Here is a 24,296-nt window from a genome sequence, read left to right as displayed (position 1 = left end):
GAGCTTCACCTGATGCCGTGAGCACGATGGTGAGACTGGTTCGCGGTGACGTGCCACTGACGTTGCCGAGGCCTCGCTTATGTTCCCCTTCCCTTTCCATCGGCGGCACCGCGTGCATCTGCTTGCGTCGACGATGATCGCACCTGCAATCCTTGGCTCCGCCGCGCGGGCGCAGCAGGCACCCGCTCCCGATCAGTTGCCGGCGATCGAAGTCACCAAGCCGGGCGACCAGAACGTCACGCGCGCCAGGCCGGCCGCAGACGAAGCGCCGGTGCCGCGCCGCCCGGCGCCGGGCACCACGCAGAGTAATAATACGGGCAGCGGCAGCGGATCGGGCACGACAGCGACCGGCGTGGCCACCGGAACGGGTGGCACCGGTGGCGGCCGCCAGTTCGCCGGCATTGTCGGCTCCTCCTCGGCCGTGATCACCGCCGACGACATCGCGCATTCGCCGGTGCAGTCGCTACCGGAGATTCTTGCGCAGGTGCCGGGCGTGCAGTTGCAAACGCCCTATGGCGGACCGAACGGCGCCAAGACGTCGGTCGACCTGCGCGGCTTCGGCGCATTCGCGACCGACAATACCCTCTTCCTGCTCAACGGCCGCCGCCTCAACGACGTCGACAAGGCCGGCTTCGACCTCACCACGATCCCGCTCGATTCCATCGAGCGCATCGAGGTCACGCGCGGCAACAGCGGCGCGGTGCTCTACGGCGACAACGCGGTGGGCGGCGTGGTCAACATCATCACCAAGACCGGTGTCGGCAGCCCGCCGACGACGATGCGGGCCGAGGGCGGATACGGCTCGTTCAACACCCGCATGGCCACGGTCTCCGCGGCGCTCAATTCCGGACCGTGGTCCACCTCGTTCTACGGCAACGGCATCAAGTCCGACGGCTACCGCGTCAACAATGCGCTCGACCAGCGCAACGCCGTCGGCAACATCAACTACACCACGCCTGATCTCACCGCCTTCCTCACCGTCACCGGCAGCGACCAGAAGCTCGGCCTGCCCGGCGGACGGCTGGTCGATCCGTCGATCGGCGTCAACGAGTTGCTCACCGATCGCCGCGGCGCCGCGACGCCCTTCGACTATGCCAACCAGCAAACCGCCAGCGTCACCGCCGGCTTCACCAAGACGCTGATCAACGGCGTCGACCTGATCGTCGACGGCGGCTGGCGGCAGCGCGAGACGCAGAGCGGCTTCTTCGGCAAGGTGCCGACCATCAGCTTCGCTTCGACCTACAATGACGCCGCGCTGCAGACCTGGTCGCTCACGCCGCGGCTCAGCGTCAAGAATGTGATGCTGGGGATGCCGTCGACGATCCTGACCGGCATCGACTATTACGATTCGACCTTCCGCGAGGCGCGCGGCGCCTATCAGGGCGTCGACCCGTTCCACATCTACAATATCGAGCAGCAGTCCGTGGCCGGCTACTGGCAGCACACGATCGGCGTGCTGCCGACGACCGACTTCTCCTACGGCGCGCGTGTGCAAAACACCAGCGTCTCGGCGCGCGATCGCTACGACCCGAACGCGCCGTTCGCGTTCGACGCGCAGGCGGCACCGCTCGACAGCAACGAGACGCAATACGCGCTGCATGTCGGCGTCGAGCATCGCCTGACCGACACTTTCTCGGTGTTCGGCCGCGCGGCACGCGCATTCCGCACGCCTGATGTCGACGAACGCGTCGCGTCGGGTCCGTCATTCGACCCGCTGACCTTCGCCCCGATCCCGCAGACCTTCCAGCTCAAGACCCAGACCTCGCAGGATGTCGAGGGCGGCTTTCGCGTCAGGACCAACCGCTTCCAGGTCCAGACCAGTGTCTATCTGATGGATCTCGAGAACGAGATCCATTTCAACCCGGTGCTGTTCTTCAACACCAACCTCGACCCCACCCGCCGCTATGGCTCGGAGACCAGCGCGGCGCTCAAGGTCAGCGACAGCGTCACCCTGCGCGCCGGCATGGCGATCACCCGCGCGGTGTTCCGCGAAGGCATCTGGGCCGGCAACGACGTGCCGCTGGTGTCGCGCTACACCGGCAATCTCGGCGTCACCTGGAATATCTGGCAGAACTATCTGGTGTTCGACGCCACGGTGCGGGCCTGGAGCGCGCGCATCATGGACAACGACCAGGCCAACACCCAGAGCCGGATTCCCGGCAACGCCACCGCCGACATCAAGCTGAGCGGGCAGTATGACCGCTTCTTCTGGTCGCTGAGCGTGAACAACCTGTTCAACGCGCTCTATTACGACTACGCCATCGCGAGCACGTTCACGGAGGGCCGCTTCTCGGCCTATCCGCTGCCCGGCCGCACCTACATGGTGAAGGCCGGCGCGACGTTCTGAGCTGTCCAGCACGGCGGGGTGTGCGCCCGCCGCGTCGTCTCATCACGTTACAAGCGTCCGCAAACTGGAGTAGAATTCCGGCAGCTGATTTGACCCGTGCAGGGGAAACGCATGGCCAAGGCCGGAAAGACGAGCAAGGACGGCGCCAAGACCAAAGACAAGATCGACGACAAGTCGAAGAAGCCTCCGCCGCCCGCAGCGCTGCAGGACGATGACTATTACGAGGACGGCGACATCGCCACGCCGAAGCTCGACCGCTACGGCAATGATGACGAGCCATTGTGAGGCGCGGCAGATGTCCATCCAAATGTCCCGGGCGCAGTTGCGCGCCGGGTCGCGGGCGGCGGCCTCGTAGCTTGCGAGCTACCGAGCCCGGTTCATCGTCGCCAAGCAGACATTAGGTCGCAGCGGGGTCATGGGCTGGCCCCCCTTCCGGATTGGTTGCCGTGCTAGGCTCCGCATGGACGCTGGGTCCTTGCCCGGGGGGCGGTGCCATGAGGTTTGCGAAGGCGGTGCTCACGGTCTTCTGCATGATCGCGTCGACGTGCGAACCGTCCAATGCGCAACAAGCCCCCAGGAAAGTAGGAATCCTTCTCAACGGCAGCCCGTCGCCGCTCTTCGACTCCATCAAGAAAAACCTTCTGAGCGACTTCGCCGACCGCGGCTATCTCGAAGGCCCCGACATCGTCATCGAACCGCGATTTGCCGAGTCGAAGCTCGAGCGCCTTCCGGGCCTCGCCTCGGAGCTGGTCGGTGCGAACGTGGATGTCATCCTTGCACTCGGCGGCCCGGCGTCGGTGGCGTCGCAGAAGGCGACGTCGACGATTCCGGTGATCTTTGCAATCGTGACCGACCCGGTTGCATTGAAGCTTGTCGCCTCGATGGAAAAACCGGGAGGCAACATCACGGGCCTCACCAACCTCGATCCGCAGCAGGCCAGCAAGCAATTCAAAATTCTGAAGGAGGCATTGCCCGGAATCACGCGCGTTGCGATTCTCAGCGATCAAACGATCCCCGGCGCCGATGAACGCGGGCTCGCTCCGATTGACCGTGCCAACGAGGCCGCAGCCAAGGCCTTGGGGTTGGAGCCGCAAATCGTGAAGGTCAAGAGTGCGGACGATCTGGAGGCCGCAATTGCCGGGATGGCAAAGGAACGCGCGGAGGCGCTGCTGGTCCTGGAAGTGCCGGTGCCCTTCAGCAATCGAAAGCAAGTTGGTGAACTGGCCCTGAAGAACCGCTTGCCGGCGATGTTTCCCGGCGGCCAGGCGGACGCGGGCGGGGTGATCACCTATGGCGCCAACGTCGCCGATACATGGCGCGAGTTTGCGACGTTCGCCGACAAGATTTTCAAGGGCGCGAAGCCGGGCGACCTGCCGGTCGGCGTCGTCACCAGGCGAGAGCTGATATTCAATCTCCAGGCGGCCCGGGCCGTGGGCGTCGAGATCCCACCCGAGCTATTGAAGCGTGCAGACAAGGTCGTGCAGTGAATTCGCGGTGAAGGATACTATCGGAAATCGCCATTTTCGATCGCCTTGATGCTGCCGCGATCGAGCAGATGCGCGCCAAAACCGCCGCGCGCGAGCGATGAGGCGATCTGCGGTGATGCCAGCAGCAACGCCGTGGTCATCGCGAGCGGCACGGCACTGAGCCAGTCGAGCCGCACCGGCGTCAGCTCTTCACTGCTTCCCCGGTAGTGCCCTTCGCCCGCGGCGATGCGGCCGCATTCCCGGATCAGGTCACGCCGCGTACCATCGCGCGACGCACTGCCGAGCAGCGCCTGCATCGCCAGATGCGTCCGCACCCCGGCGCGGCCCTCGGGCAGCGGCGCCGGGGTCTCGCCGCGCGAGACGCGCAGCAGCAAATCGACCAGATCGACGCCCGACTGAAAGGCGTTCATCGGCTCGACCAGCCGGGGGTTGCAGTCGATCAACAGCGGCGTTGCGCTGTCGAGCGGCATGATGACGTCGACCGAGAGCGCACCGTGCCAACGAAGATGCGCGCCGATGGTCTCGAGGCCGGCGCGGATCGCCGGCCTGCTCACGCTCTCCTTGATCGCCTCGCCGCCGCCGACACCGGCCGCAATCTGGCGGTAGGCATGGAAGCCGACAAGCGTGCCGTGGCAGAACACCGACTGCGCCTTCTCGACCGTGCCGGTGATCAGATCCTGCGCCAGCACCTCGCCGGCAAAATCGTCCGCGGACTCGAGGTCGTAGAGCGCTCTATTGAGATCACCAGCGTCGCGCACGAACCAGACGCCGCGGCTGGCGGTGCCGACCGACGTCTTGACCACGGATGGAAACCGCACCGCCTCGCGCAGCTCCTCGGCCGAGTTCACGATCCGGGTCGTCGGCTGCGGCAGGCCGAGCCGGTCGAGCAGACGGCTGAAGCCGGCCTTGCTGTGCACGGCGCGATAGCTGGCGAAATCCGGCAGCGCGAGGCCGGTACGTGATGCCAGCCCCGCCGCGGCGCGGGCGAACAGAAATCCCTGTTCATGCGTCGGCAGCAGCACATCGAAATGCCGCGAGGCCAACAGGCGCTCGACGAAGCGCAGGAAGCCGGCTGGATCCGACCGCAGCGGCGGACAGTGGTGGTATTTGCGGACGAAGCGGGAGTAGCGCGCCAGGCACCAGCGCGAGGGGTCGCAAACCTCGACGTGATGGCCGGCCAGTCCGAGGATCGTGATCGCCTCGCGGCCGGAGGTGCTGGAGCCCTCCGACACCAGCACGCGGAGCTGCTTTTTGGGGTCGATCATGGCCGATCATCGCCGTGCCGCCGCGCTTTGTCGCCGCATTTAATGCCGCATGTGTCGATCCGGCACGCCCGCGCCGGGGGCAGCCATGCGCCCGCGTTCATGGACAATTAGCGGCCAATCTCTATTTTCGGCGGGCCCTGCCGGGCATTTTGTTTGACGCGTTTTCTTCACGCGAACCGGTACTAACTTCGCTTGAAAACGCTATGGAACTGGGGTTTTCGACGACATGGTCGACGTTCTGGCCGCACCGCAGCAAGCGAAGGCCGACAGCGCGCTGCGCACGCTGACGGGGATTTCGGTCGCCCATTGGGTCAGCCATTTCCATATCTTCGTGCTGCCGATGTTGTTCCCGTTCCTGAAGCAGCAGCTCGGCGTCGGCTATGTCGAGCTCGGCCTCGCGCTGACGGTGTTCGCGGTGGTCTCCGGGCTGACCCAGGCGCCGATCGGTTACCTCGCCGACCACATCGGGGCGCGCAAGATCCTTTTGATCGGACTGACCATCGGCGGTTGCGCGCTGATCGGGCTCGGCCTGCATCTCAGCTATACGTCGCTGATCGTCTGCGCGGTGCTGCTCGGCCTTGCCAACAGCGTCTATCATCCGGCTGACTATGCAATCCTCTCGGCTCATATGGACGAGGCGCGGATGGGCCGCGCATTCTCGATCCATACCTTTGCCGGCTTCCTCGGCGGCGCGGTGGCGCCCGCGATCATGGCGGCGCTGGTTGCCTCGATCGGCGGCCTCGGCGCGCTGATCGTCGCCGGCGCGGTCGGTCCGCTGGTGGCGCTGTTCCTGATCGTGCTCGGGATTCCCGATGCCGGCGCCAACAAGAACAAGGCAAAGGACGATGCGGCACCGAAGGCGAGCGTGATCACGCCGGCGCTGATGGTGCTGACGGCCTTCTTCACGCTGCTCAGCCTGTCGACCTCGGGCATCAACAATTTCGGCGTGGTCGCGTTGATGGGCGGTTACGGCGCGTCGTTCTCGACGGCCAATATTGCGCTGACCGCATTCCTCGGCGCCAGCGCCGCCGGCGTGCTCGCCGGCGGCTATCTCGCCGACTGGACCCACCGCCACAGCCAGGTTGCCGCGGCCTGCTTCGCGGTCAATGCCGCCCTCGTGCTGCTGATTGCGCTGCTCAACCTGCCGTCCGTGGCGCTCACGCTGGCGATGGGGCTCGCCGGATTCCTCGGCGGCGTGATCGCGCCGTCCCGCGACATGATGGTGCGCAACGCGGCGCCCCCCGGCGCCGCCGGCCGCGCCTTCGGCATCGTCTCCACCGGCTTCAACTTCGGCGGCATCGTGAGCCCGCTGCTGTTCGGCTGGATCATGGACCAGCACATGCCGCACTGGGTGTTCGGCGCCTCCGTGGTGTTCATGGTGCTGACCGTGCTGCTTGCTCTGGTCACCGAGCGCAAGCCGCAGGCTTCGGCGTATCAGGCCGAGACCGCCAGCCCGCGCGCCTGAGAGGCTTTCACCGCCGTCATTGCGAGGAGCGATAGCGACGAAGCAATCCATCTCTCGTGCTGCTGAGCTATGGATTGCTTCGCTCCGCTCGCAATGACGTGGATAGAGTTTGCGCGACGTGAATTCATTCCGACCGTCGCGACAGCACCTGCTTCAGGAGCGGCTCGATCCGCGACAGCTCATCGAGATGGACAGCCGACAATTCGGCGAGATGATCGGCCGCAAGGCCGGTTAATTTCAGCAGCACCCGCCGCTGGTCGGCGGGATCAAGCACGCGCTCGACCAGCCCGGCCTCGGACAGCCGGTCGACCAGTTCGACCGTGGTGTGGTGACGAAGCCGCAGCCGTTCGGCCAGATCGCCGACCGCAACCGGGCCACCGCCCGGATAGCCCCTGATCGCCAGCAAGGCCTGATGCTGCCGCGGCGTCAGGCCCGCGGCCTTCGCGGCATCCTGGCTGAACTCCAGAAAACGGCGGATCAGATAGCGAAATTGCGACAGCGTTTCGTAATCGCCCTGGCTGGGAACCCGTTTTTGGTCCTGCCTCGGCGATTTCGACGGTCCTTTCAACGCTGCCATTCGATGTCTCCCGCTTGTAATTATATCGCAATGCGATATGACGCCGCGTCCACTTCACCCGAGCCTTACGCCACCAATGAGCGTCATTTCCACCAAATCGAGCGCCTCCGCCAAGACCAGTGCCAAGATCGGCGACAAGGCCAGCCACCTCCTGAGCGACTTCACGACCGATCCCCGCGTCGTGGTGATCTCGGCGATCGCCGTGTTCGTCTCCGCCGCCGGCGTGCTGGCCGGTGCGGGACTGCTGCAGCTGATCAAGCTTGCCACCAACATCGCCTATTTCGGCCAGTTCAGCTTCGCCGACCTGAAATTGCAGGATTCGCCGCTCGGGCTCTGGACCGTGCTGGTGCCGGTCGCGGGCTCGCTGATCATCGGGCTGATGGCGCGCTTCGGCAGCGAGAAGATCCGCGGGCACGGCATTCCGGAAGCCATCGAAGCCATCCTGCTCGGCCGTTCCCGGCTCGACCCCAAGGTGGCGATCCTGAAGCCCTTGTCGTCAGCGGTGTCGATCGGCACCGGCGGTCCGTTCGGCGCGGAGGGCCCGATCATCATGACCGGCGGGGCGATCGGCTCGCTGATCGCGCAGATGCTTCCGGTCAGCGACAACGAGCGCAAGACCCTGCTGGTGGCGGGCGCCGCCGCCGGCATGACCACCGTGTTCGGAACGCCGATCGCCGCGATCATGCTCGCGGTCGAACTGTTGCTGTTCGAATGGACGCCGCGCAGCTTCATTCCCGTCACCGTCGCCGCCGTGGTGGCGGCGGTCGGGCGCACCTTCCTGCACATGCCCGCGCCGCTATTCCCGTTCACCGGCGGCGTCGACATCTCGGTGCTGCAGCTCGGCGCCTGGATGCTGATCGGAATCCTCTCCGGGCTGCTGTCGGGCGTGCTCACCCAGCTGGTCTATGGCTGCGAGGACATCTTTCTCAAGCTGCCGATCCACTGGATGTGGTGGCCGCTGATCGGCGGCCTGGTCGTCGGCCTCGGCGGGCTGATCGAGCCGCAGGCGCTCGGCGTCGGCTATGACAACCTCGCGTCGATGCTGAGCGGCGACGTGGTGCTGAAGGCCGCGCTGCTGCTGCTCGTGGTGAAAGCGGTCATCTGGTCGGTCGCGCTCGGCTCGGGCACGTCGGGCGGCGTGCTGGCGCCGCTGCTCATCATGGGCGGTGCGATGGGAACGGCGCTGAGCGGCTATCTGCCGGCGGCGAGCCCCGGCTTCTGGGCACTGCTGGCGATGGCGGCGACGATGGGCGGCACGATGCGCTCGCCGCTGACCGCGACCTTCTTCGCCGTGGAGCTCACCGGCAACACCCATGTGCTGCTGCCACTGATCGCGGCCTGCGGCACCGCGCATGGCGTCACCGTGCTGCTGATGCGGCGCTCGATCCTGACCGAGAAGGTGGCGCGGCGCGGCCATCATCTGGTGCGCGAGTACCGCGTCGATCCGTTCGCGCTGACCCGCGTGCGCGACGTCATGACCAAGGCGGTCGAGACCGTCGCCGACACCATGACGCTGCACGGCGCGGCCGCCTTCCTGACCAACCCGAAGACCGGGCACCCGAGCTTTCCCGTCGTCGACGCCAGCCATCACGTGCTCGGCGTGATCGACCCGCCCTCCGTGCTGCGCTGGCGCCGCGCCGGCAAGCATCGCACCGCGACGCTCAGGCAGCTGCTGGCCGGCAGCAAGATCACCGTCGCCTATCCCGACGAATATCTCGACCGGCTCGCCGACCGCCTGATGCAGGTCAACGTCTCGCATCTGCCTGTGATCTCGCGCGAGGACCAGCGCCTCGTCGGCTATATCGGCTGGAAGGACCTGATGCGCGTCCGCGCCAGGCTGCAGGCCGAAGAGACCCAGAAGACAGCGTTCTTCGGCGCGCGCTAGGTTCGCGGCGATTTGCCCGGCGGAACAAATTTCCGCCGGGCGGCAACGTTCGATCCCAGCTGGCAAATCAGCATCCGCGCATCCCAGAGCTTCATCGGCGCTGGTTGACAGCATCAGGGGCTGACCCATGATGCCGTCAACCAAAAAACAGCCTCGGGATGAAATGCCATGACCTCGACCCCAGACCTCGTGATCCGCGGCGGCACCATCGCTGACGGCAAGGGCGGCGACCTCTATGAAGCCGATGTTGCGATCACAGGCGGCAAGATCACCGACGTCGGCAAGGTCTCGGCAAAGGGCAAGGAAGAGATCGACGCCCGCGGCAAACTGGTGGCGCCCGGCTTCGTCGACGTCCACACCCATTACGACGGCCAGGTGACCTGGAGCCATGACATCACGCCGTCGTCGCAGAACGGCGTCACCACGGCGATCATGGGCAATTGCGGCGTCGGCTTCGCGCCGTGCCGGCCGAGCGACCACACCAGGCTGATCCAGCTGATGGAAGGCGTCGAGGACATTCCGGAGCCGGTGCTCTCCGCCGGCATTCCCTGGGCGTGGGAGAGCTTCCCCGACTACATGGAGTGGCTGTCGAATCGCAATTTCGACATGGACATCGGCGCACAGCTGCCGCATGCCGCGCTGCGGGTCTATGTGATGGGCGAGCGCGGTGCGCGCCGCGATCCCGCAACGGCCGAGGACAACAAGGCGATGGCAGCGCTCGCCGGCGACGCCGTGCGTGCGGGCGCGCTGGGCTTCTCGACCTCGCGCACGCTCAATCACCGCACCTCGACCGGCGACTACACGCCGACGCTGAAAGCCGGCGAAGATGAACTGACCGCGATCGCCGGCGCGATGCACGGCGTTGGCCGCAGCGTGCTGCAATTCGTGCTCGACCAGAGCACCGTGCACGAAGACCTGCCGATGATGCTGCGGGTCGCCGAGAACACAAGGTGCCCGATCTCGTTCTCGGTCGCCCAGGCCGACAAGGCGCCGCGACGCTGGCGGCAGACCATGGACACCATCAATGAAGCCGCCGCCCGCGGCCTGTCGATCACGACCCAGATCGCGGCGCGGCCGGTCGGGCTGCTGCTCGGGCTCGAATTGTCGCGCAATCCGTTCCAGACCCATCCTAGCTATCGCGAGATCGCCAAATTGCCGCTGGCCGAGCGGCTCGCGCATCTGCGCCGACCCGAGGTGCGCGCGGCGATCCTGAGCGAGAGCGCGACGGCGACCGACGATCCGCTGTTCTTCCGGCCGAACTACGACAAGATGTACCTCCTGGGCAATCCGCCGGACTACGAGCAGCCGCCGGAAAACGCGCTCGGCCCGCAGGCGCGCCGCCAGGGCCGGCAGCCGGAAGAGCTCGCCTATGACGCGATGCTGACCGACGAGGGCCGCGGCATGCTCTACGTGCCGTTCCTGAACTATGCCGACGGCAACCTCGATGCCGTGCATGAGATGCTGCGCGAGCCGAGTGCCGTGCCCGGCCTCTCCGACGGCGGCGCGCATTGCGGCATCATCTGCGACGCCAGCTTCCCGACCTATCTCTTGACGCACTGGACGCGCGACCGCAGCCGCGGCGAGAAGCTCTCGATTCCGTTCGTGGTCGCGGCGCAGTCGCGCAAGACCGCGCTGTCGGTCGGTCTGCATGATCGCGGCGTGATCGCTCCGGGCTTCAAGGCCGACGTCAACGTGATCGATTACGACCGGCTGCACCTGCATCCGCCGAAGGTGCATTACGACCTGCCGGTCGGCGGCCGCCGCCTCTTGCAACAGGTTGACGGCTATGACGCCACCATCGTGTCGGGCATCGTGACCCAGCGCGAGGGCAAGGCCACCTGCGCACGTCCGGGCAAGCTCGTCCGCGGCGCGCGGGGATTGAATTAAGACAAGACAGTCGCGGCAAACACCCGCCTCTCCCCTTGTGGGAGAGGCAAGGTGCAGCAAGTCTCTAAGGGTGCGCCCCCTTACGTCGGCGACATCGCGCCTTTGATCGTGTCTGCCGGCTGCGACGTGCCGGTCAGGCGCGCGCGCTCGGTGTTCGGCCACAGCAGCAGCAATCCGAGCAGGCCGGAGCCGGCCATGATCGCCGCGTTGATGGTGAAGCCGGACATGTAGCCGGCCATCGGCGTGGCCGCATGCTGAATCACATTGCCCATCACCATCGGCGCCAGGATGCCCGAGATCGTGTAGAGGGCACCGTAGATCGCGATGATCGCGCCGCGCTGCGACACCGGCGTGAACTCGCCGAGCATCGGCGGGCACACCACATAGATCGAGCCGCACAGGCCCGAGCCGATCACCAGCAGCGCGATCATGATCCCGCCGGGCGGCGCATAGGGCAGCATCGCGAGAATGGCGCCGCCGACGATCAGCGGCACCGAGCCGAGCACGCCGCGCGCGCCGCGGGTGGTGAAGCCGCGCGTCAGCATCAGCTGCGAGATCCAGCCGGTCAGCAGCACGATCGTCGCGCCGAAGATCCAGGGCAGGATCGAGACGAAGCCGGCCTGGTGCTGCGAGAAGCCGAGCCCCTCGATGATGAAGGACGTGAACCAGGTGAGCCCGAGCGACAGCGCCCAATAGGCGCCGAAGGTTGCCACCACGCAACCGATGAAGGTGCGCGAGGTCAAAAGCTTCAGGTAAGGAATCCGCGGCTCGTCGGCCGTCACGGCAGACGTCGACACCAGCGGCCCTTCCTTGCCGAGCGCGAACCAGGCGACGGCCCAGATCAGGCCGACGATGCCGAGCGCGCCGAAGGCGTGATGCCAGCTGTGATTGACGATGATCCAGTTCAGCGCGGGCACGGCGAGGATCACGCCGAATGCGGAGCCCTGCGACAGGATCGCGGTCGGCAGCGTGCGCTTCTCGTCCGGAAACCATTTGTAGATCGCGTGCGCGGCGACCGAGAAGGCCGGCCCCTCGCCGGCGCCGAGGATGATGCGGCAGATCACCAGCGTCGTGAAGCTGACGGTGCCGACCATCGGAAATTGCGCCAGCGACCAGATCACCGCCAGGATCAGCAGCACCCAGCGGGTGGCGACGCGATTGACGATGAAGCCGACCACGATCGCCGAGATCGAGAACAGCAGGAAGAATGACGAACCGAGATCGCCGAACTGCTCCTGGGTGAGGCCCATTTCCTTCTTGATCGGCACGCCGGCGAGCCCGACCACGATCTTGTCGGCAAAGTTCACCACCATGAACAGGAATAGAAGGAAGGTGATTTGCCAGGCGCCCTTCGGCGTCCCCTCTGACGTCCTCTTGGACGTCGCTTGCGTCGTCATGTCCGGCTCCCCGTCGTTTTCGTTTTTGGCTTCGTAAAATCGGCCCCGTCCGGCGATGCTAGCCACGCCTCGCCGTGCAACGCAACACCGCATTTCCTCGGGGTCACGCGCCCCAGAGCGCTTCCAACGGCCTGATCACGATCGCGTCGGTCGCGCCAGTGAAGCGGTGAACTGTCATGTCCCGACTGCTATGTTCGAGGTCAACGAAAAGCCCGGGGTTATTTCATGAACAGATCGATCCTACGTGCGGCCGCTTGCATTGCACTCGTATCCGCCGCCCTGCTTGCCGTACCTCAAGTTCGCGCGGAAGACGCCGCCAATCCCGACTACGCCGCGATCGTCGCCGCACCCGATCGCAGCGATGCGGATCGCCAGGTCGACCAGCGCCGGCAGCCGGCCAAGATGCTCGCCTTTGCCGGCGTCAAGCCCGGCATGACGATCCTCGACATGGCGGCAAGCGCCGGCTACAGCACCGAACTGTTGGCGCGCACCGTCGCGCCGTCGGGCAAGGTCTATGCGCAGGATTCCGCGACCGTGCTCGAGCGCTTCGTCAAGGACAAGTTCGACACCCGCGCCAAGGCGCCGGCGATGAAGAACGTGGTCCATGTGGTGCGGGACTATGACGACCCGATCCCGCCCGAGGTCAAGAACCTCGACATGATCACCTTTTTCTTTTTCTATCACGACATCACCTATTTGCCGGTCGACCGCGTCGCGATGAACAGGAAGATGTTCGCCGCGCTCAAGCCCGGCGGCTTCCTCGTGATCGCGGATCACTCCGCCAAGGCCGGCGAAGGCACCAGTGTCGCCAAGACGCTGCACCGGATCGAGGAGAGCACCTTGAAGCAGGAGATCGAGGCGGCCGGCTTCAAGCTGGTGGCCGAGGGCGATTTCCTGCATCATGCGGAGGACCCCAAGGACATTCCCGTCTTCAAGGCACCGGTGCCGATCGACGAGTTCGTCCTGAAATACCAGAAGCCGCAATGAGGCACGGCCATCGCTTCATCTGACCAGACCGCCGCGGTGCTTCGCGTCACCGGCCTGACCAAGAGTTACCGCTCTGCCGGCGAAGACGTCGCCGTGCTGCGCGGCGTCGACCTTGCCGTTGCAACCGGCGAGAGCGTGGCGCTATCAGGCGAATCCGGCAGCGGCAAGAGCACGCTGCTGCATCTGATCGCCGGGCTCGATGCCGCCGACAGCGGCGAGATCGCGCTCGCCGACATCGTCGTCTCCCACCTCAACGACGCTGGCCGCGCCGAATTGCGCCGCGACCGGCTCGGCCTCGTCTTCCAGCAGTTCAACCTGATCCCAAGCCTGACGGTCGCGGACAATCTCGTGTTTCAGTCGCGCATCGCCGGCCGGCATGACGCCGCCTGGCACGACGAACTGGTCGAGCGCCTCGGCCTGAAAAGCCTGCTCAGGCGCTATCCCGAGCAATTGTCCGGCGGTCAGCAGCAGCGCGTCGCGATCGGCCGCGCGCTGGCGCCAAAGCCGCTGCTGCTGCTCGCCGACGAGCCGACCGGCAATCTGGACGAGGACACCGCCGACGAGGTGCTGGCACTGGCCCGCGATCTCGTGACCCGCACCGGCTGCGGCTTCCTGATGGTCACGCACAGTGCGCGGCTCGCGGCGACGCTCGACCGCCAGGTCACTTTGCATGCCGGGATCGTCGCATGAGGCGCGCGCTGTGGATTCTTGCGGTGCTGCTCAGCCACTGGCGGCGGCATCCGATGCAGCTCGCAACACTGCTGATCGGCCTGATCTCGGCCACCGCGCTGTGGAGCGGCGTGCAGGCGCTGAACCAGCAGGCCCGCATCGCCTATGACCGCGCCGCCGCGACCTTCGGCGGATCGCGCACCGCGATGCTGGTCGCCAAGGACAGCGCGACCTTCCCGCAAGCACTGTTCGTCGATCTGCGCCGTGCCGGCTGGCCGGTGTCGCCGATGCTGGAGGGCCGGGTCCAGATCGACGGACGCAGCTTCCGCCTGCTCGGCATCGAGCCGGTGACGCTGCCGTCCGAGGTCGGCAACGCGCCGGCCGTCGGACGCGGCAGCCTGCAAGCCTTCGTCACGCCGCCGGGCGAAATGCTGGTGGCGAGCGAAACGCTGCGCGATCTCGGCCTCAAGGAAGGCGAGCGGCCACAGGCCAACGGCACGAGCTTGCCGCCGCTGCGCGTACAGGCCGAGCTCGCGCCCGGCGCGCTGATCGTCGATATCGGCATTGCGCAGGACATCCTCAAAATGCCCGGCCAAGTCTCGCGCCTGCTCGTCGGCAAGTCCACAGCACCGCACGCAGCGCTGGAAAGCGTGGCGGGTGACAAGCTCCGTCTGGTCGAGCCGAGCGCCGAGAGCGACCTCGAACGCCTCACCGACAGCTTCCATCTCAACCTCACCGCGTTCGGCCTGCTGTCGTTCTTCGTCGGCCTGTTCATCGTCAACTCCGCGATCGGCCTCGCCTTCGAGCAGCGGCTGCCGATGCTGCGCACGTTGCGCGCCTGCGGCGTCTCGGCGCGGATGCTCAACACCGTGCTGGTGATCGAGCTGGTGTCGCTGGCGCTGGTCGCCGGCCTCATCGGCCTCGTCTGCGGCTACTTCATCGCGGCTGCCTTGCTGCCGGATGTCGCGGCATCGCTGCGTGGGCTCTATGGCGCGCAGATCCCCGGACAGCTTTGGCTCAAACCCGTCTGGTGGTTCGCCGGCATCGCCATCAGCATTCTGGGCGCGCTCGCCGCGGCGGCCGCGAGCCTTGCCAAGGCGATCCGGATGCCGGTGCTGGCGACGGCGCAGCCGCAGGCCTGGCAGCAGGCGCAGCGCCGCTGGCTGATCATCCAGAGCGCGGCGGCACTCGCGGTCTTTGCGGTCGCCGCGGGCCTGATCTGGTTCGGCGATTCCCTGATCGCGGGATTTGCCGTGCTGGCCGCGCTGATGCTCGGCGCGGCGCTGATCCTGCCGATGGTCCTGCAGATTGCGCTGGCCTTCGGGCAACGCAGCGCGCGGGCGCCGGTCGGCATCTGGTTCTGGGCAGACAGCCGCCAACAATTGTCGGGACTGTCGCTGGCGCTGATGGCGCTGCTGCTTGCGCTCGCGGTCAATGTCGGCGTCGGCACCATGGTGGAAAGTTTTAATCGCACTTTCCTGGTCTGGCTCGACGGAAGGCTCGCCGCCGACGTTTACATCAGCGCCGCCAGCGATCAGCAGGCAAAGGAGATCAAGGCCTGGCTGCGCCACCGGCCCGAGGTTGAGGCAATCCTGCCAGGCGGCCGCGCCGACACCCAGCTCGGCGGCGCGCCGATCGAGGTGCTCGGCCTGCCCGACCACGCCACCTATCGCGACAACTGGCCGTTGCTCGAAAGCGCTGCGAATGCGTGGGTTCGGCTGCGGCCCGGCGACACCGGCCTCGTCAGCGAGCAGCTGTCGCGACGGATGAAGCTGTCGATCGGCGATCATATCGAGGTACCCGCCCCCGGTGGCAACTGGCCGCTCGAGATCGTTGGCATCTATGCCGATTACGGCAACCCCAAGGGCCAGATCGCGGTCAACTTCGCCGCGCTGACCCGGCACTTCCCGCAGACACCAATGACGCGGATGGGCCTGCGCGTGGCACCGGACAAGATCGCACCGCTGATCACCGCGCTACAGGAGAAATTCGGTCTCGATGATCGCAACATCGCCGACCAGGCCAGGATGAAAACGGAATCCAGGCGGGTCTTCAATCGCACCTTCTCGGTAACCGCGGCGCTCAACGCCTTCACCCTCGGTGTCGCCGGCATCGCGCTCTTGACCAGCCTGCTGACGCTGGCCAACTCGCGGCTGCCGCAGCTGGCGCCGCTCTGGGCGATCGGCCTGACCCGGCGGCGACTCGCGGCGCTCGAACTGTTGAAGACCATGGCGGTCGCACTGATCACCGCCCTGTTCGCGCTGCCGCTCGGCCTGCTGGTGGCGTGGTGCCTGCTTGCGATCGTCAACGTCAAGGCGTTCGGCTGGCGGCTGCCGTTCCACGTATTTCCCTTGCAGCTGATCGAGCTGCTCGCGGTGGCGCTCGCCGCCGCATTCTGCGCGGCGGCGCTTCCGGTCGCCAGGCTGGCGCGCATGCAGCCGGCCAGCCTGATCAGGATCTTTGTCAATGAGCGCTAGCGGCACCATCACCCGTCGCGCCTTTGCCGGCGGTGCGCTGGGGCTCGCGCTCGGCGGCAAGACGTTCGCGCAGGGCTTCGCCGGGCTCGGCGAGACCGCGGAGGGATTTGCCGCCGTCACGCCGGGCAAGCCGTTCACGTTCCCCGCAGACCACGGCCCGCATCCGGAATTCCGGATCGAGTGGTGGTACGTGACCGCCAACCTGTCCGACACGAGCGGCGCGGCCTATGGCGCGCAATGGACGCTGTTCCGCCAGGCGATGAAAGCGGGCGGACCGGCCGAGGGCTGGGCCAATCAGCAGCTCTGGATGGGCCACGCCGCCGTGACCAGCGCCGGCACGCACCGCTTCCGCGAGACCTTTGCCCGCGGCGGCGTCGGGCAGGCCGCTGTCGAAGCCACGCCGTTCCGCGCCTGGATCGACGCCTGGGAGCTGCGCGGGCGCGATCCGTTCGATGCGCAACGCGTCGCGCCGCTTGAGCTCAAGGCCTCCGCCACCGACTTCAGCACCGCGCTGCGGCTCGAGGCCGACCGCGCGCTGGTGCTGCAGGGCGACCACGGCTACAGCCGCAAGTCGGATCGCGGACAGGCCTCCTATTACTACAGCCAGCCGTTCTACAAGGCGTCCGGCCGTATCGTGATCGACGACAGACCGGTCGACGTCACGGGCATAGCCTGGATGGATCGCGAATGGAGCAGCCAGCCATTGGCGGCCGACCAAACCGGCTGGGACTGGTTCTCGCTGCATCTGCCCGGCGACGAGAAGCTGATGCTGTACCGGCTGCGCCAGAAGGACGGCCGCGAAAACCTGTTCGGCAACTGGATCACGCCGGACGGCCGCTCGGCCGAGATCGCCGCCGGCGGCAACAGCATCGTGCCGCTCGCAACCACCGAGATCGACGGCCGCAAGCTGCCGACGTCATGGCGCGTCAGCCTGCCCGCACGCGGCCTTGCCATCGAGACCACGCCGCTCAATGCACGGAGCTGGATGGGAACCAGCTTCCCGTATTGGGAAGGCCCGATCCGCTTCTCAGGCAGCCACGCCGGAATCGGCTATCTTGAGATGACGGGGTACTAGAGCTTTTCCCGTTCCGATGGAATCGGAACGGGGCTCTAGATTCTTGTTTTGACGCGTTTTCTTCAGGCGAACCGGTATCCACTTCGCTCGAAAACGCTCTAGGACGTGACGGAATTGGTCCGAATGGGGCCGCGGCATAACTATGCTCCCTCGCCCCGTTCTTACGGGGAGAGGGTTGGGGTGAGGGGCCGTCTCCGCGTACTCGGTGACAGCTGGTCTCGCCGAGGTCCCCCCTCACCCGGAACGCATCTGACGATGCGTTCCGACCTCTCCCCGCGCGCGGGGAGAGGTAAAGCAAGGCCGCATGTCACACCGGGCTTCGCTGTCCCGTCATGACATCGGGGTCAATGGAAAGAGGACACGCCTGACATGTACCACTACACCGCCATCGTCACCTGCCTTGCGGTCGCGCTGCACTTCTTCTTCGCGCTGCAGGTCGCCCGCGCCCGCGCGGTCTACGGGGTCAAGCTGCCGGCGATCACGGGCAATCCGGATTTCGAGCGCATCTACCGCATCCAGATGAATACGCTGGAATGGATGCCGATCTTCCTGCCGTCGCTCTGGCTGTTCGCGGTCTATGTCGGCGATGCCACGGCCGCGGCGGTCGGCGCAATCTGGGTGATCGGCCGCATCGTCTATTTCATCGGCTATCGCGAAGCGGTGGCGAAACGCAGCCCCGGTTTCGCCATCCAGGCGCTGGCCTGCGTCATCCTTTGGGTCGGCGCGATCGGCGGCGCGGTGTGGCGGCTGGTCCACGCGTAACGCCGCCACATATTCCGCCGTCGTCCCGGCGAAGGCCGGGACCCATTACCACAGGCAGGTGTTTTGCGAAGGCTGGAGCTCCAGCTGCGCACAACAACCGACATCGGTGGTTATGGGTCCCGGCCTTCGCCGGGACGACACCGATGTTTGTTTCGCCAGCCACGCCTCACTTGGTCAGCGGGCAGCCGCTTTCCTTGGCGGTGAAGAAGGCCTTGTCGCCGGGCACCACGGCGATCTGCTTGTAATAGTCCCACGGCTTCTTCGACTCCGAGGGCTTCTTGACCTCGAACAGATAGAGGTCGTGCACCATTCGGCCGTTCGCGAGCACCTTGCCCTTGGCGAAGGCGTCATCGACCGGCAGCTCCTTCAGCTTGGCGGCGACCGCCTCGCTGTCCTTGGTGCCGGCGGCCTTCACCGCCTTCAAATAGCTCAGCGTCGCCGAATAGGTGCCGGCATGGATCATGCTCGGCATCCGGCTGGTGCGCTTGAAGAAGCGCTCGCTGAAGGCGCGCGAGGCATCGTCGTGGTCCCAGTAGAAGCCCTCGGTGAGCACGAGACCCTGCGCCGCCTCGAGCCCGAGACCGTTCACCTCCGACAGCGTCATCAACAGGCCGGCGAGCTTCTGCCCGCCGCGCACGATGCCGAACTCGGCCGCCTGCTTGATCGAGTTGGTGGTGTCGAGGCCGGCGTTGGCGAGCCCGATGATCTTGGCCTTCGAGCTCTGCGCCTGCAGCAGGAAGGACGAGAAGTCCGACGAATTGAGCGGCACGCGGACCGAGCCGACCACCTTGCCCTTCTTCGACACGACGATGTCGCTGGTATCCTTTTCCAGCGCGTAGCCGAAGGCGTAGTCGGCGGTCAGGAAGAACCAGGTGTCGCCACCCGCCTCCGTCAGCGCGCCGCCGGTCCCGACGGCGAGCGCGCGGGTGTCATAGGCCCAGTGGAAGCTGTAGGGCGTGCAGGCATCGCCCGTGATACGCGAGGTCGCCGCGCCGACCACGATGTCGATCTTCTTCTTCTCCTTCGACAGCTCCTGCACCGCGAGCGCGACCGACGACGTCGTGAGCTCGGTGATCATGTCGACGTTCTCGACCTCGTACCAGCGTCGCGCGATCGCGGTCGCAAGGTCCGGCTTGTTCTGATGGTCGGCGGTGACGATCTCGATCTTCTGTCCCAGCACCTCGCCGCCGAAATCCTCGACCGCCATCCGCGCGGCTTCGAGCGAATATTTGCCGCCGTAGTCGGCATAGACGCCGGACTGATCGTTCAGGATGCCGATCTTGACGCCCTGGGCCATCGCCGGCGCCGCAAGCATCAGGCTGCAAGCCGCGACCGCGGCCAAAAATCCGGACTTCATTCTATGCTCTCCCAGCAGTTTCTATCAGGAAAATCGGCGCGACATTATTTTATAACCCCACGCCTGCCCATCTCTTTCCGCTCAGCCAAAAGTATGGGCTGCGTCGGAAGGCACTCGCTGCTTTCCCGTCACCCTGAGGAGCGCGGAACGCGCGTCTCGAAGGGTCGACGGCCCGGCTCGTGGCCGTGCACCCTTCGAGACGCCTGCTTCGCAGGCTCCTCCAGCGACAAAGGCGAAGCCTTTGCGCGGGGGTGACGGACACAAGTGTAGGCTGCTCAACCCGCCACAGTCGCCTTGGGCTCCGCCGGCTTGCCCTCGTTCTTTCCTTCCGCGAGGTTGCGCACCACCATGTAGAAGATCGGCGTGAAGATCAGGCCGAACAGGGTGACGCCGAGCATGCCGAAGAACACGGCAACACCGACCGCCTGCCGCATCTCGGAGCCCGAACCGGTCGACACCACCAGCGGCAGCACGCCGAGGATGAAGGCGAACGAGGTCATCAGGATCGGCCGCAGCCGGAGCCGGCAGGCTTCGATCACCGCGTCCAGCCGCGACCGGCCCTCGAGCTCGATGTCGCGCGCGAATTCGACGATCAGGATCGCGTTCTTGGCGGCCAGCCCCACCAGCACCACGAAGCCGATCTGGGTCAGGATGTTGACGTCCTGGCCCATCAGACGCACGCCGATCGTGGCCGCGAACAGGCACATCGGCACGATCAGGATCACCGCGAACGGCAAGGTCCAGCTGCCATATTGCGCGGCCAGCACCAGATAGACAAACAGCACGCAGATCGGGAACACGTAGAGGCCGGCATTGGCGCCCGTGACCTGCTGGTAGGACAGGTCGGTCCACTCGAAGGAAAAGCCGCTCGGCAATGTCTGGTCGGCGAGCTGCTTGATGGTGTTGAGCGCCGTCGTCGAGCTCACGCCCGGTGCCGGCTCACCCTGCAATTCGGACGCCGAGTATAGATTGTAGCGCGCGACGCGGTCGGGTCCCGAGACGTCCTTGAAGTCCACGATGCTGCCGAGCATCACCATGTCGCCGGCAACGTTGCGGGTGCGCAGCCTTGCGAGATCGGGGCTATCTTTCCGGAACGGCAGATCGGCTTGCGCGGTAACGTGATAGGTGCGGCCGAACAGGTTGAAGTCGTTGACATAGGTCGAACCAAAATAGGTCTGGATCGTGTCGTTAATGTTGGCGATCGGCACCCCAAGCTTCTGCGCCTTGACGCGATCAATGTCGACGAACAGCTGCGGCGTGTTCGCGGTGAACGGAGAGAACACCGACGTGAGAGACGGCGATTTGCGCGCGGCTGTCACCAGTTCATCGGTCGCGGAGGCCAGCAGTTCGGGTCCGCGCCCCTGGCGATCCTGGACACGGATGGTGAAGCCACCACCGGTGCCGATACCGGGCACGGCCGGCGGCGGAATGACGATGATGAAGGCGCCCTGGATCACCGAGAGACGCTTGCGCAATTCGGCCGTGATCGCGTTCGCCGTCAGCCCCTTCTTCAGGCGCGCCTCCGGCTCGTCGAATACCGGGAACAGCGCCGCGGCGTTGCCCTGCTGCGTGCGCGTCGCACCGGAGAAGCCGGCGAAAGCCGCGACGCGAACGATGCCCGGCGTATCCAGCGCGATCCGCTCGATCTCGCGCACAACAGCGGTGGTCCGCGCCAGCGACGCGGCGCCCGGCAGCTGCGCCGAGATGATGACATAGCCGCGATCCTGCGCCGGAATGAAGCCCTGCGAGGTGGTCGCGAGCAGCCAGCCGGCGCTGCCAATCAGTACGAGGTAGAGCGCAAGCATCACCACCGTATGCCGGATCACGAAGTCGGCCACCGATGCATAGCCGTGCGCGAGCCGGTCGAACACGCGGTTGAACAGCGCGGTGAAGCTATCCCAGCCGCGCGCGATGATGTTCCAGCGCGCCGGCGGGCGTTTCTCCTCATGCGGCACCAGGATCTGCGAGGCCAGCGCCGGCGACAGGGTCAGCGAGCAGAAGCAGGAGATCGCGGTCGCGACCGCGATCGTCACCGCAAATTGCTGGAAGAACTGCCCGGAAATGCCGCCGAGGAAGGCGGTCGGCACGAACACCGCGCACAGCACGAGCGCGATCGAGACCAGCGCGCCGCCGACCTCCTCCATGGTCTTGAGCGCAGCGTCGCGCCTGCTCATGCCGTGCTCGAGATGTCGCTCGACATTCTCGACCACCACGATGGCGTCGTCGACCACGATGCCGACCGCCAGCACCAGACCGAACAGCGTCAGATTGTTGATCGAGAAGCCGAGCGCGGCCATCACCGCGAAGGTGCCGACCAGCGACACCGGGATCGCGATGATCGGGATGATCGCAGGCCGCCATCCCTGCAGGAACACCAGCACCACGATGACGACGAGCGCCATCGCCTCGTAGATCGTCTTGATCAGCTCGTGGACCGATTGGGCGATGAATTCGGTCGGGTTGTAGCCGATATTGTAGTCGAGCCCCTTCGGGAAACTCGCCTTCATCCGCTCCATCGTGTCGGAGATGCTCTTGGCGGTGGCGAGCGCGTTCGATCCGGGCCGTTGCGTCACCAGCAGCGCGACGGCGGATTTGCGCAGCAGGAAGCTGTTGGTGGCGTAGGACAGCGCGCCGAGCTCGACGCGGGCGACGTCGCGCAGACGTACCGTGCGGCCGTCGGAGCCGGCCTTCACCACGATATCCTCGAACTGCCTGATGTCCTTGAGGCGGCCGGTGAAGACGAGGTTCGGCTGGAAGGCGCGATCGGCGATCGGCGGCTCGGCGATCTGTCCGCCGGCGATCTGCAGGTTCTGCGCCCGGATCGCCGCCAGCACCTCGGTCGATGTCAGACCGAGATTGGCGATCCGGTCGGGATCGAGCCACAGCCGCATCGAGTAATCGCGCGCGCCGAACATCTGGATGTCGCCGACGCCATCGAGCCGCAACAGCTGGTCGCGGACCTGCAGCAGCGCGTAGTTGGAGATGTAGAGCTGGTCGAACGTGTCGTCGGGCGACAGCATGAACACGACCATCAGGATGTCGGGCGAGTTCTTGCGCGTGGTCACGCCGTTGCGCTGCACCTCTTCGGGCAGCCGCGGCTGCGCGATCGCGACGCGGTTCTGCACCAGCACCTGGGCCTTGTCGAGGTCGGTGCCGAGCTTGAAGGTCGCGGTGATGGTGAGCTGGCCGTTCGACGTCGCCTGGCTGTAGAGATACAGCATGTCCTCGACGCCGTTGATCTCCTGCTCGATCGGAGCGGCGACAGTGTCGGACACGGTCTGCGCCGAGGCGCCCGGATATTGCGTGGTGACGACGACGGTCGGCGGCACCACTTGCGGATATTCCGAGACCGGCAGCGTCGGATAGGCGATCGCCCCGACGATCAGCAGCACGATCGACAGCACCATCGCGAGGATGGGCTGGTTGATGGAGAGCCTGCCGAGATTCATGGTTTGGCACCTGCGGCGGGCTTGTCAGCGGCGGCGGGCTTGTCGCCTGCGGCGGGCTTGGAATCCGCCGGAGCCTGCGCCATTTTCGGCGTCACCTTGGCGCCGACGCGGGCGCGCTGCAGGCCGTCGACGATCACGTGATCCTCCGCCTTGAGGCCTTCGCGAACAACGCGCAGGCCATCGTCGAGCGGCCCGAGCGTGACTGCTCTTGCTTCCACCGTGTTGTCGTCCTTGACCACGAACACGATCTTGCGCGACTGGTCGGTGGCAACCGCGCTGTCCGGGATCAACAGCGCCTCATAGGGCGACGAGCCGATGATGCGGACGCGACCGAACTGGCCGGGCAGGACCGACAGATCCTTGTTCGGAACGACCGCGCGGCTGCGCAGCGTCGCGGTCGAGACGTCGAGCCGGTTGTCGAGGAAGTCCATCTTGCCCTCATGCGAGGGCTTGGTTTCGCCGGTCAACGCGATCTGCACCGGGTTCGCCGTGTCGCGCGAGCTCGGCCGCCTGCCTTCGAACCACAGCTTGCTGTTGCGCTGATAGGTCGCCTCGTCGACGTCGAAATAGATGTAGATCGGATCGAGCGACACGATCGAGGTGAGCAGCGTCGCGCCGCCCTCGCTGCCCTGCACCAGATTGCCCGGGGTCACCAGATGCCGGCTGACGCGGCCCGTGATCGGCGCCAGCACATGGGTGAATTCGACGTTGAGCTGCGCGGCCTTCAGCGTGCCTTCGGCCTGGGTCTCGGCAGCGCGCGCCGCCTGCAACGCCTGGCGGCGCTGATCGACGACCTGCTCGGAGACCGCGCTGGTCTGCACCAGGTTCAGCCCGCGCTCGAGATCACGCTTGGCAAGCTCCCCCTTGGCCCGCGCGTCGGCGAGCTGGCCTTCGGCCTGCAGCACGACCGCCTCGAACGGCCGCGGATCGATGATGTAGAGCAGATCGCCGGCATGGACGATCGCACCATCCTTGAACTCGACGCTGTTGACGAAGCCGCCGACACGGGCGCGGACCTGGACCTCTTCGATCGCCTCGAAGCGGCCGGTGAACTCGTCCCAGTCGGTGACGGTGCGCTTGACCGGCTGCGCGACGGTCACGGGCGGCGGCGGAGGCGCGGCCTGCGATTGCGCGCTCTTGTTGTCGCAGCCGCCGAGCGCCAGCCCGGCCAGCAGCCCGATCGGCGCAAGACCGAGCCAAGGCCTGAGCG

At 66.2% G+C, this 24,296-nt stretch carries 17 protein-coding genes; 11 read left to right on the top strand and 6 right to left on the bottom strand.

Annotation, left to right across the window (positions count from 1 at the left end; translation table 11 throughout):
- The first annotated feature begins 133 nt into the window (after positions 1-133).
- The 3 genes from ACVWYP_RS07845 (at position 134) to ACVWYP_RS07835 (ending at position 3,834) form a co-directional block, all read left to right on the top strand.
- Positions 134-2,347 carry a TonB-dependent receptor gene (locus ACVWYP_RS07845; protein ID WP_304498308.1) on the top strand — a complete coding sequence of 738 codons (2,214 nt, stop codon included), beginning with the start codon at positions 134-136 and terminating at the stop codon, positions 2,345-2,347.
- 111 nt (positions 2,348-2,458) lie between these two features.
- A complete protein-coding gene (locus ACVWYP_RS07840; protein ID WP_304498307.1) occupies positions 2,459-2,632 on the top strand; it encodes a hypothetical protein in 174 nt (57 codons plus the stop codon).
- A 209-nt stretch (positions 2,633-2,841) separates the two neighbouring features.
- Positions 2,842-3,834 carry an ABC transporter substrate-binding protein gene (locus ACVWYP_RS07835; RefSeq protein WP_304498306.1) on the top strand — a complete coding sequence of 331 codons (993 nt, stop codon included), beginning with the start codon at positions 2,842-2,844 and terminating at the stop codon, positions 3,832-3,834.
- Between the two features lie 17 nt (positions 3,835-3,851).
- Here ACVWYP_RS07835 and ACVWYP_RS07830 read toward each other — a convergent pair whose 3' ends face one another.
- Positions 3,852-5,099, bottom strand: coding sequence for an ATP-grasp domain-containing protein (locus ACVWYP_RS07830; RefSeq protein WP_304498305.1), 1,248 nt, complete (start codon positions 5,097-5,099; stop codon positions 3,852-3,854).
- Between the two features lie 226 nt (positions 5,100-5,325).
- Between ACVWYP_RS07830 and ACVWYP_RS07825 the strand changes: the two genes are divergently transcribed.
- The gene (locus ACVWYP_RS07825; RefSeq protein WP_304498304.1) at positions 5,326-6,564 is read left to right on the top strand and encodes an MFS transporter; all 1,239 of its coding nucleotides are present in this window, start codon (positions 5,326-5,328) and stop codon (positions 6,562-6,564) included.
- 124 nt (positions 6,565-6,688) lie between these two features.
- Here the strand turns inward: ACVWYP_RS07825 and ACVWYP_RS07820 are convergent, their stop codons facing one another.
- Positions 6,689-7,141, bottom strand: a complete 453-nt coding sequence (locus tag ACVWYP_RS07820; RefSeq protein ID WP_092078941.1) for a MarR family winged helix-turn-helix transcriptional regulator — start codon at positions 7,139-7,141, stop codon at positions 6,689-6,691.
- A gap of 76 nt (positions 7,142-7,217) precedes the next feature.
- Here ACVWYP_RS07820 and ACVWYP_RS07815 point away from each other — a divergent pair, with 76 nt between their 5' ends.
- Positions 7,218-9,026: a chloride channel protein gene (locus tag ACVWYP_RS07815; RefSeq protein ID WP_304498303.1), complete on the top strand. Its 1,809-nt coding sequence runs from the start codon at positions 7,218-7,220 to the stop codon at positions 9,024-9,026.
- Positions 9,027-9,194: 168 nt separating this feature from the next.
- Positions 9,195-10,913, top strand: a complete 1,719-nt coding sequence (locus ACVWYP_RS07810; RefSeq protein ID WP_304498302.1) for an N-acyl-D-amino-acid deacylase family protein — start codon at positions 9,195-9,197, stop codon at positions 10,911-10,913.
- An 80-nt stretch (positions 10,914-10,993) separates the two neighbouring features.
- Here the strand turns inward: ACVWYP_RS07810 and ACVWYP_RS07805 are convergent, their stop codons facing one another.
- Positions 10,994-12,310, bottom strand: a complete 1,317-nt coding sequence (locus ACVWYP_RS07805) for an MFS transporter (protein ID WP_304498301.1) — start codon at positions 12,308-12,310, stop codon at positions 10,994-10,996.
- A 225-nt stretch (positions 12,311-12,535) separates the two neighbouring features.
- Between ACVWYP_RS07805 and ACVWYP_RS07800 the strand changes: the two genes are divergently transcribed.
- The 5 genes from ACVWYP_RS07800 (at position 12,536) to ACVWYP_RS07780 (ending at position 18,280) form a co-directional block, all read left to right on the top strand.
- The gene (locus ACVWYP_RS07800) at positions 12,536-13,297 is read left to right on the top strand and encodes a class I SAM-dependent methyltransferase (RefSeq protein WP_304498300.1); all 762 of its coding nucleotides are present in this window, start codon (positions 12,536-12,538) and stop codon (positions 13,295-13,297) included.
- A gap of 36 nt (positions 13,298-13,333) precedes the next feature.
- The gene (locus tag ACVWYP_RS07795) at positions 13,334-13,987 is read left to right on the top strand and encodes an ABC transporter ATP-binding protein (protein ID WP_304498299.1); all 654 of its coding nucleotides are present in this window, start codon (positions 13,334-13,336) and stop codon (positions 13,985-13,987) included.
- Complete coding sequence (locus ACVWYP_RS07790; RefSeq protein ID WP_304498298.1) at positions 13,984-16,443, top strand: ABC transporter permease; 2,460 nt, start codon at positions 13,984-13,986, stop codon at positions 16,441-16,443. The genes ACVWYP_RS07795 and ACVWYP_RS07790 overlap by 4 nt, the downstream gene beginning before the upstream one ends.
- Positions 16,433-17,518, top strand: a complete 1,086-nt coding sequence (locus ACVWYP_RS07785; protein WP_304498297.1) for a lipocalin-like domain-containing protein — start codon at positions 16,433-16,435, stop codon at positions 17,516-17,518. The genes ACVWYP_RS07790 and ACVWYP_RS07785 overlap by 11 nt, the downstream gene beginning before the upstream one ends.
- Positions 17,519-17,887: 369 nt before the next feature.
- Positions 17,888-18,280, top strand: coding sequence for an MAPEG family protein (locus tag ACVWYP_RS07780; RefSeq protein WP_028343548.1), 393 nt, complete (start codon positions 17,888-17,890; stop codon positions 18,278-18,280).
- Between the two features lie 166 nt (positions 18,281-18,446).
- Here ACVWYP_RS07780 and ACVWYP_RS07775 read toward each other — a convergent pair whose 3' ends face one another.
- The 3 genes from ACVWYP_RS07775 to ACVWYP_RS07765 form a co-directional block, all read right to left on the bottom strand.
- Positions 18,447-19,637 (bottom strand): ABC transporter substrate-binding protein, encoded by a 1,191-nt coding sequence (locus ACVWYP_RS07775; RefSeq protein ID WP_028344242.1) that lies wholly within the window; start codon positions 19,635-19,637, stop codon positions 18,447-18,449.
- Positions 19,638-19,912: 275 nt separating this feature from the next.
- Positions 19,913-23,086: an efflux RND transporter permease subunit gene (locus ACVWYP_RS07770; RefSeq protein ID WP_028344243.1), complete on the bottom strand. Its 3,174-nt coding sequence runs from the start codon at positions 23,084-23,086 to the stop codon at positions 19,913-19,915.
- Positions 23,083-24,267, bottom strand: coding sequence for an efflux RND transporter periplasmic adaptor subunit (locus ACVWYP_RS07765; protein WP_375764675.1), 1,185 nt, complete (start codon positions 24,265-24,267; stop codon positions 23,083-23,085). The genes ACVWYP_RS07770 and ACVWYP_RS07765 overlap by 4 nt, the downstream gene beginning before the upstream one ends.
- Between the last annotated feature and the right edge of the window lie 29 nt (positions 24,268-24,296).

This window comes from Bradyrhizobium sp. USDA 3262, assembly GCF_054060035.1.
Note: the sequence above shows the minus strand (reverse complement) of the source record. Positions and strands in the feature narration are given on the sequence as shown.